The following is a 12,544-nucleotide window of genomic DNA, read 5'->3' on the forward strand; positions in this document are numbered from 1 at the left end:
ACAGCACGTGTGAGGGGGAATGGCGATGCCGGCGGTAGTTATTTGCCGTAAAGCGGTGCCAGAAGACGTAGAACCGCTTTTCGAAATGATCGATGGTTATGCACAGAAGGGGATCATGCTGCCGCGCTCTCGCAAAGTGCTTGAGAAGCAGCTGGACCAGTTTGTCGTGGCCGAGGCGGACGGGAATGTGATCGGCTGTGGCTCGCTCTGCCAGTTGGGCGCAGACCTGGTGGAGATCCGCTCCCTGGGAATTGCGGAAGGGCACAAGGGCATGGGAATCGGCTCCAAACTGGTGAGCAAGCTCACGGAAGAGGCGAGAAGACAAGGCATTCCTAAAATAATGGCCCTGACGTACGAAGTATCGTTTTTTCTGAAAAACGGATTTTCGGTTGTGGAAAAAGAGATTTTTCCCGAGAAGGTTTGGACCGATTGCGTGAACTGCGCCAAGCAGAATGCATGCGACGAAATAGCTGTTCTTAAGATGCTGAACTGACTTGACAATGCTCATGTCAGTTTGGTATTTTTGTATTAATGGTTAGCACTCATCTCTTTAGAGTGCTAACGATGCTCGAAATAAAGGTCACCAAGGGGGGAATGGTATGCTTACCGAACGTCAAAGAATGATACTGAATGCCATTGTGGACGACTATATTCGCTCCGCTGAACCCGTAGGCTCCCGCAGCATTTCGAAACGAGGCGATGTCGGCTACAGTCCGGCGACGATCCGCAACGAAATGGCTGATCTGGAAGAGCTGGGCTTTTTGGAACAGCCCCATACTTCGGCCGGCCGCATTCCATCTCATAAAGGTTACCGGTATTATGTCGATCATCTGGACCCGGCCTATTCGGCGCCTCCGGGGGAAATCCGGCTGCTCCGCAAGTTTTTTGCCGAGAAGCTCAGCGCGATGGAGCAGGTGATCCAGCATGCAGCCATGATACTATCCCATATGACGAATTACACTTCCATCCTGCTTGGACCGGAAGTTTTTCATACTTCACTGCGGCATTTTCAGCTGCTTCCGCTTAACGAGGAAACCGCCGTCGCGATTATCGTGACGAGCACGGGACAGGTGGAGAACAAGACGGTCCAGCTTCCGCCGGACGTACCGGTCTCCGAGATCGAGAAAGTCGTCAACCTGCTGAACAGCAAGCTGATGAATGTACCTATATATAAGCTGAAGACAAGATTATATACAGAACTCGGCCAGGAGATGGAGCGTCATATTTCCAACTATGAAGAAATCATGAAAGTGCTGGACAACATATTTCTGGACGGTGAGGCCGACCATCAGCGCCTGTATTTGAGCGGAACGACCAACATGCTGACCCAGCCGGAGTTCAAGGATGTCGATAAAGTGAAGACGATCCTGGACCTGCTCGAAGAGACGCCGACGCTTACGAAGATGATGGCGCCCCAGGATGGGGGCGGCATTCAGGTGCGGATCGGGACGGAGAACGACCATGAGGCGTTTGCCAACTGCAGCCTGATCACGGCGACTTACTCGCTTGAAGGGGAAGCGCTCGGCACCATCGGCATTTTGGGCCCGACGCGGATGGAATACGCAAGGGTAATGAGCATTTTGAACATATTGTCCAAGGATCTGACGGCCATGCTGTCACACTGGTATAAATAAGGGGGAGAGGACGGATGAGTCAAGGCCAGCAGCCGGTTCGCGAGGGTGAAGAACGCTACGCAGCCCTGCTTAACAACAGCAATGCGGTCCGTGCCATCACCTCTGCGGTGGAAGGGACGCTCGGCCCCAAGGGGCTGGACGTCATGCTGGTCGGCTCCCGCGGGGAAGTCATTATTACCAATGACGGCGTGACGATCCTCGACAAGATGGACGTAACGCATCCCGCCGCCAGATTGCTGATCCAGGTGGCCCGCAGCCAGCAGAAGCAGGTCGGCGACGGAACGACGACGGCAACGGTGCTTGCGGGAGCGCTGGTGCAGGAAGGCGTTGCGCAAATCGTCAGAGGTGTCCCTGCTTCCAAAGTGGTTGCCGGCATGCAGCAAGGCATTCGCATGGCGGTGGAAGCGCTGCGGCGCCGAACCCGCGTTATTGAAGGGCTGGACGATCCGCTGCTTGCCAAGGCGGCTTATGTCGCCGGACGCGAGCGCGAGGATATCGTCGGCCTTGTCATGGAAGCCGCTTCGAAGGTGGGGACCCGGAAGCTGAGGGAACCCGGCTATTTGCTTGCCGATGCGGTTACCGCCCACGAGAAAGGCGATAATGAAGTATATGAAGGCATTCTTTTGAAGCAGAAGCCGCTTCATTCGCATGATAGACCCGTGCTGAAGAACACGAAGATCCTCGTCCTGCACGACGCGCTCGAGCCGGAGACGCTGGATGAAGAGGTTTTGACGACGGAAGCCGGCTTTGCCCGGTACATGGAGCTGCGCGACCGCTTCAGCAGCGAGCTTCACGTGCTGGCCGACCTCGGGGTGGGGCTTGTTCTGCTGGAACGGGGGATCCATCCCGATGCCGAGCAGTTCTGCATGGACCACGGCATCATGGTGGTGCCGCGCGTGAGCCGCAGCGACCTGCTGCGCGTCAGCGAGATGACAGGGGCGGTGCCCATGCGGCGCACCGCCTTACATAAGGAGCGCGATTCGCTTGCCAAGCTTCTGGGGAATTCCCCCTATGTGGCTTATGACGAAAGGCTGGAACGCGTGCGGGTCAGCAGCGGGGGGCAGGAGCGCGAGCCGTTTGTCACGCTGATCGTCGGGGCGAGCACCGCGGAAGTCGTCGGGGAGTCTGCCCGGATTGCCGCGGATGCGGCCTCGGCTGTACAAGCCGCCGTCTCCGGCGGAGTGCTTCCCGGCGGAGGTACGGCCGAGCTGGCCGTCTCCTACGAGCTGGAGCATCAGCGGGAGGCGGTGAAGGGCATGGAAGCCTTCGGCATTGCCGCCGTGGCAGCGGCGCTGCGCAAGCCCATGGCACAAATTTTGCTGAACGCCGGCTACAACCCGCTGGAGAAGATGGAAGAGGCGCGTGCCGCCCAGCTTGCGGAAGACTCCGACTCCATGGGCATCGACTGCGATACCGGACTCGTCATTCGCTATGAGGAGCGGGGGATCGTCGATCCGGCCCTGGTGAAGATTCATGGGCTGGAGGCCGCGGGTGAGGTGGCGGCTGCCGTGCTCCGCATTCATAATGTCATCAAAATGAGAGGCTTTGGCGGTCAGGATGAAGATTGATTTTTTCGGGACCGCATGAACCGATGAACAAAAGCATGATCAGTTTACCAAGGAGGTGAAGACATCTTGAAAGAAAACCAACCATTTCAAGACAGTGAAAACGAATTGAACCAACAAACCAATGAAGAAGTGAATGAACATACAGCCGAGGCGGAGGCTAGCCAAGCTGGCGAGACAGCTTCGGAGGATGCTTCTGAAGGGACGGCTGCGGAGAATGAAGCATTGGACCCTGCTGCTCTGAAGAGCGAAGTGGAGCGTCTGCAGGGGCTGGCTGACGATTATCAGCAGCGTGCCATCCGTACGCAGGCCGACTTCGACAATTTCCGCAAACGGACCCAGAAGGAAAAAGAGGACCTGGCCAAGTATGCATCCACTAAACTGGTGACCGAGCTGCTGCCTGTTGTGGATAATTTCGAACGGGCTCTCGCCGCTGCCGGCGAAGGCAGCGAAATGGAGTCCTTTACGAAAGGCGTAAGCATGATTTTCCGCCAATTGGAAGGCGTGCTTCAATCGGAAGGGCTGCAGGCTATGGTTACCGTCGGCGAGCCGTTTAATCCGGAGTATCATCAAGCCATCATGCAGGTGGAAAGCGATGAATACGAGGAAGGCATCGTCGTTGAGGAAGTGCAAAAAGGCTATATGCTGAAGGACAAAGTGCTTCGTCCAGCCATGGTTAAAGTCAGCATGTAAATCCCTGCTGTTTAACATATAAGTATTGATCCACCATTTCTTATATCCCAGAGGAGGAAACCATACATGAGTAAAGTTATCGGTATTGACCTTGGTACGACTAACTCCTGCGTAGCCGTCATGGAAGGCGGCGAGGCTGTCGTTATCCCGAATCCGGAAGGCGCGCGTACGACCCCTTCGGTTGTCGGCTTCAAGAAAGACGGCGAGCGCATCGTCGGCGAAACGGCAAAGCGCCAAGCCATTACAAACCCTGACCGTACAATCATTTCGATCAAACGCCACATGGGTACAAACCATAAGGAAACGATTGACGGCAAAGAGTTTACGCCTCAAGAAATTTCCGCAATGATTCTGCAAAAGCTGAAATCCGACGCCGAGGCTTATTTGGGCCAACCGGTAACCCAAGCGGTTATTACGGTTCCGGCATACTTTAATGACAGCCAGCGCCAAGCGACCAAAGACGCCGGTAAAATCGCCGGTCTGGAAGTGCTGCGGATCGTCAACGAGCCGACGGCTGCCGCTCTCGCTTACGGTCTGGAAAAATCGGAAGATCAAACGATCCTCGTATACGACCTTGGCGGCGGTACGTTCGACGTTTCGATCCTGGAGCTGGGCGACGGCTTCTTCGAAGTTAAGGCGACGAGCGGGGACAACCACCTCGGCGGCGACGACTTCGACCAAGTGATCATCGATTACCTCGTAAGCGAATTTAAGAAGGACCAAGGCATCGACCTGAGCAAGGACAAAGCGGCAGTTCAACGTCTGAAAGACGCTGCGGAAAAAGCGAAAAAGGAATTGTCCGGCGTTCTGACGACGACGATTTCCCTGCCGTTTATTACGGTGGTGGACGGCGTACCTCAGCACTTGGAGGTTAACCTGACCCGTGCCAAATTCGAAGAGCTGTCTGCCGACCTGGTGGAACGCACTCTTGGACCAACCCGTCAAGCGCTCAGCGATGCGGGCATGAGCTCCAGCGACATCGACAAGATCGTCCTTGTCGGCGGTTCCACGCGGATTCCGGCCGTACAGGAAGCGATCAAGCGTCTGACCGGCAAAGAGCCTCATAAAGGCGTTAACCCGGACGAAGTGGTTGCCCTCGGTGCCGCTGTGCAAGCCGGCGTGCTGACAGGCGACGTCAAAGACGTCGTGCTTCTCGACGTAACTCCGCTCTCCCTCGGTATCGAAACCGCAGGCGGCGTATTTACGAAAATGATCGAACGCAACACAACGATCCCAACCAGCAAATCGCAAATTTTCTCGACGTATGCGGATAACCAGCCAAGCGTTGAAATCCACGTACTGCAGGGCGAACGCCAAATGGCGGCGGGCAACAAAACGCTCGGACGCTTTATCCTGGGCGACATTCCGCCAGCACCTCGCGGCGTACCGCAAATCGAAGTTACATTCGACATCGACGCCAACGGTATCGTGAACGTATCGGCTACCGATAAAGGAACGAACAAAACGCAGAAGATTACGATTACTTCTTCGAGCGGTCTCAGCGACGACGAAGTGGAACGCATGATGAAGGACGCCGAGGCACATGCCGAGGAAGACCGTCAGCGTAAAGAACTGATCGAAGCGAAGAACAACGCCGACCAGCTCGTATACTCCACAGAAAAGACAATTAAGGACCTTGGCGACAAAGTCGACGCTTCCGAAGTCGAAAAGGCCAATGCGGCGAAGGACAAAGTCAAAGCGGCTATCGACTCCGACGACCTGGAGCAGATCAAATCCGCTACCGAAGAGCTGACCGAAATCGTGCAGCAGCTGTCTGTGAAGCTGTACGAGCAGGCTGCTCAAGCGCAGCAGGCTCAAGGCGGCGAAGGCAATACCGACGGCGCAGCAGGCTCCGCGAAGAAGGACAATGTCGTTGACGCGGACTACGAGGTTGTTGACGAGGACAAAAATCAAGGTTAACCTATAGAAAGTTATGTTCAGGAATAGGGAAGTCAAAGCCGGGGCATCCCGCTGCTTTGGCTTTCCTTTTGTCCATGAACCGGAGCATGACTGAAATATTGGGGGTGGAAGAGTGGCTGAAAAGCGTGACTATTATGAAGTCCTGGGCGTCGGCAAGGACGCTTCGGATGATGATATCAAAAAAGCTTACCGGAAGCTGGCCAGGCAGTATCACCCGGACGTGAACAAGGCGGATGACGCCGAGGCCAAGTTCAAAGAGGTCAAGGAAGCCTACGATGTGCTCAGCGACGGGCAGAAGCGTGCGACCTACGACCAGTACGGCCATATCGATCCGAACCAGGGCATGGGCGGAGGATTCTCCGGTGCGGACTTCGGCGGCATCGGCGATATCTTCGACATGTTCTTCGGGGGCGGAGGACGCCGTGACCCGAACGCGCCGCAGCGGGGGAACGACCTGCAGTATACGATGACGATCGAGTTCAAGGAAGCGGTATTCGGCAAGGAATCGGATATTACCATTCCTAGAACCGAAAACTGTGACACTTGCCACGGCTCGGGAGCCAAACCGGGAACGAAGCCGCAAACCTGTTCCGTCTGCCACGGCAGCGGGCAGCAGGAAGTCGTCCAGAACACGCCGTTCGGCCGGATGGTCAACCGTCGTACCTGCTCCAACTGTAACGGTACGGGTCAAATCATCAAGGACAAATGTACGACCTGCCACGGCAGCGGCAAAGTGAAAAAGCAGCGCAAAATTCACGTGCGCATTCCTGCGGGCGTGGACGACGGCGCCCAGCTGCGCATGACTGGCGAAGGGGAAGGCGGTCTGCGGGGCGGCCCGTCGGGCGACTTGTACATTGTCATCCGCGTGAAGCCTCACGACTTCTTTGAGCGGGAAGGCGACGATATTTACTGTGAGGTTCCGCTCACGTTTGCCCAGGCGGCGCTCGGCGACGAGATCGAGATCCCGACGCTGACCGAGAAGGTCAAGCTGAAAATTCCGGCCGGTACGCAAACGGGTACGTTCTTCCGGCTCAAAGGCAAAGGCGTTCCGCGTTTACGCGGCATCGGACAGGGCGACCAGCACGTGAAGGTCGTCGTCGTTACGCCTAGCAAGCTCAGTGACGAGCAGAAGGACCTGCTGCGCCAGTTTGCCTCCATGGACGGCGAGCAGACGCATGAGCAGGAGCAGTCTTTTTTTGACCGCATGAAAAAAGCGTTCCGCGGGGAGTAACCGCGCAATTGCAGTATATAGGTAAAACGTCTTCCGATAACCTTCAGGAAGATGGATCGTATTTAGAAAGTCCGGCCGTGGCGGCCGGGCTTTTTTTGCATGCAAACCCAGAGACGTTTCCAGTTCCCGGCCCGGTTGTTTCCTGCGCATAAAAGGGACCGTGCTTGCACAGCCTAAAACCGCACGTGAGAAGCCGTAAACGCTTAATCCATATAAAAAGCAGGTGAAGCAAGTGTCTGAAAAGAGCATTCTGGCCTATTTTAAAAGTCCGGAAGAAGCCGAGGGCGTAGCCAAAAAGCTGCGCGCCCTGCGGGTGGTGGACCTGTCCATCGACCGCTTCAGCCGGTTTCCTGGGGCTTCGATGTACAGTACCGGCCCATTTACGGGTGGTATGCCCAGTCTGACGTCTGTGACCTATGGCACAACATACAGCGATAAGGATGTCTCCATCCTGGCCGCAGCCGATCCGTCAGCAAGCGGGATGAGCGACGGCGGACAGGGAGGGCCGACCGGCCGGGATATCATTCTGAGCGTTGTGGTTGAGGAAGAATCGTTCGAGAAGGCAAGGAGAATCGTCGAGGAAGCCGGCGGCTTCGTCTAGGCGCGATAGTGGGATCGTAACATTTTCTAAAGGTGAATAGTTCGTTCAAGGAAAGGATGGGAGCTTGATGGCTAGCCGCGATAAAAAAGGCAAAATCATGACCAAGACGGAAAAAATCAAGGAACTGATGTCGATGAAAAACGAGGACGTCGAGTTCTCAGGCGTACTGGCCGATGCGGACGATGTGGAAGCGCTCCGCCGCAGCGAGGAGGCTGACGAGCGTCAGCTCCGCAAAATGGATACCGGCTGGACGGATGAAGATTGAGAATGCATAAAACCGTGGGGAAGCGCGATGCGGACCTGCGGTTTTTTTGTTAGCGGGGAGCCCTAAATTTTGTACTCGGCCGCCGATGTATAGTACAATGGTACTTATGCATAGGTCGAGGAGGAATTTAACGAATTATGTTATGGCATGAATTTACAATACATACCACGGAAGAAGCCGTGGAAATGATTTCAAATTTTTTGCATGAGGCCGGCGCCGGCGGTGTATCCATCGAAGAGTCGGGAACCCTGAACAAGAAACGGGATACGTCGTTCGGGCAATGGTACGAGATGCCTCTCAACGATATTCCGGAGGGACAGGCCGAAATCAAAGGGTATTTTTCCGAGGAGTCCCCTGTGGAGCAGATCATTGCCGAGGTTAAGGAACGGATCGGGCAGCTGCATGAGTACGGAATCGACACGGGAGAGCTGCGCTACGAGCTCAAGACAGTGGATGAGGACGATTGGGCTACCGCCTGGAAAGCTTACTTTAAACCATTGAAGGTATCGGAGCGGCTGACGATCAAGCCGACCTGGGAGGACTACACGCCGGCGAGCGAGGCGGAGAAAATCATCGAGCTCGATCCCGGAATGGCGTTCGGCACAGGAACCCATCCGACGACGGCGCTCTGCCTGCGCACGCTGGAGAAGGTCATTCAGGGCGGGGAGGAAGTCATCGACGTCGGAACGGGATCGGGTATACTGGCCATCGGGGCCGTCCTGCTCGGCGCGAAGCATGTGCTTGCACTGGACCTGGATCCGGTGGCGGTGTCTAGCGCCAAGGAAAACAGCCAATTGAACGGCATGCTGGATCATCAGATTACGGTCAAGGAAAGCGATCTGCTGTCCCTGTTAGGCGGTGATCAGCGCGAAGATCTGGGCGTTACCTTGCCGGTCCAAGTGATTGTCGCCAACATTTTGGCCGAAATCATTTTGCTCTTTATCGACGACGTGTACCGTGCGCTCGAGCCGGGAGGCGTCTACATTGCTTCAGGCATCTACAAAAATAAGGAAGACGTCGTTCATCAGGCGCTGAAGGACTCCGGGTTTGAGATCGAGGACGTTTGCCGTGACGAAGACTGGGTAGCCTTTGTCGCGAGAAAGAGGTCGTGATGGATTTTCTGAACAATATTCTCAGGTTTCCGCTGGAAGAGCTTCCGTTCGTCCTGATCGTGCTGGTGATCGCCTTTACGGTGCATGAATTTTCGCATGCGTATTTTGCCTATAAATTTGGAGATCCTACAGCCAAACTGCTGGGCAGGGTGACGCTGAATCCGGCGGTTCACTTCGATTTTCTCGGCGTCCTGCTGCTGGTGATCGCAGGGTTTGGCTGGGCCAGACCGGTCCCGGTCAACCGCGACAACTTCAAAAATCCCCGCCTCATGGGCGTGGTCGTGTCGGCGGCGGGGCCGCTGAGCAACTTCGTTCTGGGTATCATCGGGGCGTTTATTTACGCCCTCCTGATCGCCACGGGGGTGCTGGACGGGATTACGAACGAAAGGCTGCTGTTCGCGATCACGACGTTTTTGCGCTATTTCTGCTTCATGAACTTTTTCCTGTTCTTATTCAACCTTATCCCGCTTCCGCCGCTGGACGGATACCGCATCGTCGAGGATATCGTTCCGCCGCGGGTACGGATTAAGCTGCAGCAGTTTGAGCAGTGGTCCATCTTTATTTTCCTGCTGATTCTGTTCATTCCGGTGCTGCAGATGTATACAATCAGTCCGCTATATATGTGGGCTAACAGCATCAACTACCAGTTCGTGTTCTCCTTCCTGAAATTGTTCGGCGTGTCGATATAATCGGAGCGGGAACGCGAACGTTCGAGGCCGTATTCGCTTGTTGAATAGGGTCTGGTCATGCGAACCTAAACGTTGTATGATGAAGTTTGTGATTTTGGAAATAGGATGTTGATAAAGGTGCAGAGATATTTTGTATCACAGGAGCAGTTTAAAGGCGATACCGTCGAGATTACCGGTGAGGATGCACGGCATATCGCCAAGGTCATGCGCGGCAAAGAAGGGGACACCTTTATCGTCAGCGACGGCCGCGAGCGGGAAGCGCTGGTGGAAATCCGGTCGATCGACCAGGGGGTTGTCACCACCGCTGTCGTCGAGATGCTGGCGATGACCCAGGAGCCGCGGGTTAAAGTCACCATTGCGCAGAGCCTCCCTAAAGGAGACAAGATGGAGACGGTGATCCAGAAATGCACCGAGATCGGTGCGGCGGCATTTGTTCCTTTTTTGTCGGAGCGAACCATCGTGCAGTACGATGCCAAGAAGGAAGAGAAGCGCATCGTCCGCTGGAGCAAAATCGCTAAAGAGGCGGCCGAACAGAGCCACCGCAACCGGGTGCCCGAGGTCGGCTTTCCGATCCATTGGAAAAAGCTGCTGGCTTCGTTTTCGGCGTATGATGCGGTATATTTCTGCTATGAGAAAGAACATGGTCTTCAGCTGCGGGATGCAGTGAAGCCTTGGATAGAGAAGACCGGCGCTGCTGCAGACCAGCAGGTGCTTCTGATCGTGGGGCCGGAAGGCGGCTTCAGCGAAGAGGAGTGCCGGGCGGCGGAGGAAGCCGGCGCGGTCAGCATCGGCCTGGGACGGAGGATCCTGCGCTGCGAGACGGCGGGTATGGTTGCCCTGGCCTGCATACTTTATGAATCCGGAGAAATGGGGGGAGCTTGAACATGCCATCCGTTGCATTTTATACGTTGGGCTGTAAAGTGAATTTTTACGATACAGAGGCCATTTGGCAGCTGTTTAAAAATGAAGGCTACGAGCAGGTGGATTTCGAACAAAACGCAGACGTTTATTTAATTAATACCTGCACCGTAACCAATACAGGCGATAAGAAGAGCCGGCAGATCATCCGCCGCGCCGTGCGCCAAAATCCGGAAGCGATTGTCGCCGTGACGGGCTGCTATGCGCAGACCTCGCCGGCCGAAATTTTGGACATTCCCGGGGTTGACCTGGTCATCGGGAACCAGGACCGGGACAAAATCATTCCGTACGTGAATCAAATCCGCCAGTCCCGCGAGCCGATCAATGCGGTACGCAACATTATGAAGACACGCGTATTTGAAGAAATGGACGTGCCTGATTTTGCCGACAGAACACGGGCGTTTCTGAAAATCCAGGACGGCTGCAACAACTTCTGCACGTTCTGCATCATCCCATGGTCGCGCGGGCTTTCACGCAGCCGGGATCCGAAGAGCATCGTGAACCAGGCGCATCAGCTGGTGGAAGCGGGATACAAGGAAATCGTCCTGACCGGCATCCATACCGGCGGTTACGGCGACGACCTGGACAGCTACCGCCTGTCGGACCTGCTGTGGGATCTCGACAAGGTGGACGGGCTGGAACGCGTACGCATCAGCTCCATCGAGGCTAGCCAAATCGACGAGCGGATGCTCGACGTGCTGAACCGTTCCTCGAAAATGTGCCGCCACCTGCACATTCCGCTGCAAGCGGGGGATGACACGGTGCTGAAGCGGATGCGCCGCAAGTATACGACAGAAGAGTTTTACAACAAAATGCAGCTGATCCGCCAGGCGATGCCGGATGTCGGCATCACAACGGACGTTATCGTCGGGTTCCCGGGCGAAACGGACGAAATGTTCCGGAACGGTTATGAGCTGATGAAGTCGATCGGGTTCTCGGAAATGCACGTCTTCCCGTATTCCCAGCGGAACGGAACGCCGGCCGCGCGGATGACCGACCAGGTGAGCGAGGAAGTGAAGCATGCGCGGGTGCGCGAATTAATCGCGCTGTCCGAGCAGATGCAGCTGGCGTATGCCCAAAAATTCGTCGGCCAGGTGCTGGACGTCATTCCGGAAGGCACTTCCAAAGGAACCCATGGTCCGGGCAAAATGCACGGCTTCAGCGATAACTATCTGCAGCTGATCTTTGACGGTCCGGAAGACCTGCAAGGCAAGCTGTGCCGCGTCAAGCTGACCAAAGCCGGCGTTCACGAGTGCGAAGGCCAGCTGGTGCGTGTGCTGGACGAAAGACCGGGACAAGCGGTTTAATTTGTATATAGCAAGGTCCCTATGCATTGCGGGATCTTGGGCGAATGGCAAGGATTTCATTTCCGGCGGAACCGGAGGTGAAATCCTTGTTTGTACTATGGCATGAGGAGGAGGAGCGGGTGATGAGGAAGGAAATATCGGCAGGAGGCGTCGTGTTCCGCAGCATCGGCGGCCGGCTGGAGATTCAGCTGATTCTGGACCGCTACGGCAAAATTTCGATGGCCAAAGGCAAAATGGAGCCGGGCGAAACCGTTGAGCAGACCGCGCTGCGCGAAATCGAGGAAGAGACGGGCATTATCGGCAGCATCATTTCCCCCGTGGACATCATTAAGTATACGTACAGCCATCCGATTCATGGCCAGGTTCAAAAAGAAGTCCATTATTACCTGGTGGAGGCGGTCGGCGGATCGCATCGGCCTCAGGTGGAGGAGATCAGCGGTGTGGCCTGGTATGAGCCGCGGGAGGCATGGCTCCGGCAGGATCAGAACGGGTATGATAATAACGACCGGATCGTGCGGAAAGGGCTGTCTCTGCTCGGCATCGAGGTTTAAGACTTATCTTAGATCCTGAGGAACTGTCCTCCTACCAAGCGCTTAAGGGTGAGCTATA

General features: G+C 55.6%; 13 protein-coding genes. All 13 read left to right on the plus strand.

Annotation, left to right across the window (positions count from 1 at the left end; translation table 11 throughout):
- Positions 1-25 precede the first annotated feature (25 nt).
- The 13 genes from IAE55_RS05460 (at position 26) to IAE55_RS05520 (ending at position 12,486) form a co-directional block, all read left to right on the plus strand.
- The gene (locus tag IAE55_RS05460; RefSeq protein ID WP_145158043.1) at positions 26-493 is read left to right on the plus strand and encodes an N-acetyltransferase; all 468 of its coding nucleotides are present in this window, start codon (positions 26-28) and stop codon (positions 491-493) included.
- Positions 494-599: 106 nt separating this feature from the next.
- Positions 600-1,634, plus strand: coding sequence for a heat-inducible transcriptional repressor HrcA (gene hrcA / locus IAE55_RS05465; RefSeq protein WP_076169775.1), 1,035 nt, complete (start codon positions 600-602; stop codon positions 1,632-1,634).
- A gap of 14 nt (positions 1,635-1,648) precedes the next feature.
- Positions 1,649-3,202: a TCP-1/cpn60 chaperonin family protein gene (locus IAE55_RS05470; RefSeq protein WP_200631346.1), complete on the plus strand. Its 1,554-nt coding sequence runs from the start codon at positions 1,649-1,651 to the stop codon at positions 3,200-3,202.
- 66 nt (positions 3,203-3,268) lie between these two features.
- Positions 3,269-3,892 (plus strand): nucleotide exchange factor GrpE, encoded by a 624-nt coding sequence (gene grpE / locus IAE55_RS05475; protein WP_145158049.1) that lies wholly within the window; start codon positions 3,269-3,271, stop codon positions 3,890-3,892.
- 66 nt (positions 3,893-3,958) lie between these two features.
- Positions 3,959-5,812, plus strand: a complete 1,854-nt coding sequence (gene dnaK, locus IAE55_RS05480; protein ID WP_145158052.1) for a molecular chaperone DnaK — start codon at positions 3,959-3,961, stop codon at positions 5,810-5,812.
- A 112-nt stretch (positions 5,813-5,924) separates the two neighbouring features.
- Positions 5,925-7,043: a molecular chaperone DnaJ gene (dnaJ, locus tag IAE55_RS05485; protein ID WP_105444488.1), complete on the plus strand. Its 1,119-nt coding sequence runs from the start codon at positions 5,925-5,927 to the stop codon at positions 7,041-7,043.
- A 232-nt stretch (positions 7,044-7,275) separates the two neighbouring features.
- Positions 7,276-7,644, plus strand: a complete 369-nt coding sequence (locus IAE55_RS05490) for a hypothetical protein (protein ID WP_089548226.1) — start codon at positions 7,276-7,278, stop codon at positions 7,642-7,644.
- Positions 7,645-7,711: 67 nt separating this feature from the next.
- Positions 7,712-7,909, plus strand: a complete 198-nt coding sequence (locus tag IAE55_RS05495; protein ID WP_076169781.1) for a YfhD family protein — start codon at positions 7,712-7,714, stop codon at positions 7,907-7,909.
- A gap of 137 nt (positions 7,910-8,046) precedes the next feature.
- Complete coding sequence (gene prmA, locus IAE55_RS05500) at positions 8,047-9,021, plus strand: 50S ribosomal protein L11 methyltransferase (RefSeq protein ID WP_145158055.1); 975 nt, start codon at positions 8,047-8,049, stop codon at positions 9,019-9,021.
- Positions 9,021-9,710: a site-2 protease family protein gene (locus IAE55_RS05505; RefSeq protein ID WP_105444490.1), complete on the plus strand. Its 690-nt coding sequence runs from the start codon at positions 9,021-9,023 to the stop codon at positions 9,708-9,710. The genes prmA and IAE55_RS05505 overlap by 1 nt, the downstream gene beginning before the upstream one ends.
- 117 nt (positions 9,711-9,827) lie before the next feature.
- Positions 9,828-10,592, plus strand: coding sequence for a 16S rRNA (uracil(1498)-N(3))-methyltransferase (locus IAE55_RS05510; protein WP_145158057.1), 765 nt, complete (start codon positions 9,828-9,830; stop codon positions 10,590-10,592).
- 2 nt (positions 10,593-10,594) lie between these two features.
- A complete protein-coding gene (mtaB, locus tag IAE55_RS05515) occupies positions 10,595-11,935 on the plus strand; it encodes a tRNA (N(6)-L-threonylcarbamoyladenosine(37)-C(2))-methylthiotransferase MtaB (protein ID WP_145158060.1) in 1,341 nt (446 codons plus the stop codon).
- A 122-nt stretch (positions 11,936-12,057) separates the two neighbouring features.
- A complete protein-coding gene (locus IAE55_RS05520) occupies positions 12,058-12,486 on the plus strand; it encodes an NUDIX hydrolase (RefSeq protein ID WP_105444493.1) in 429 nt (142 codons plus the stop codon).
- Positions 12,487-12,544: the final 58 nt, after the last annotated feature.

The sequence above is a fragment of the Paenibacillus sp. S28 genome, assembly GCF_016624415.1.
GTDB lineage: Bacteria > Bacillota > Bacilli > Paenibacillales > Paenibacillaceae > Paenibacillus_AQ > Paenibacillus_AQ favisporus.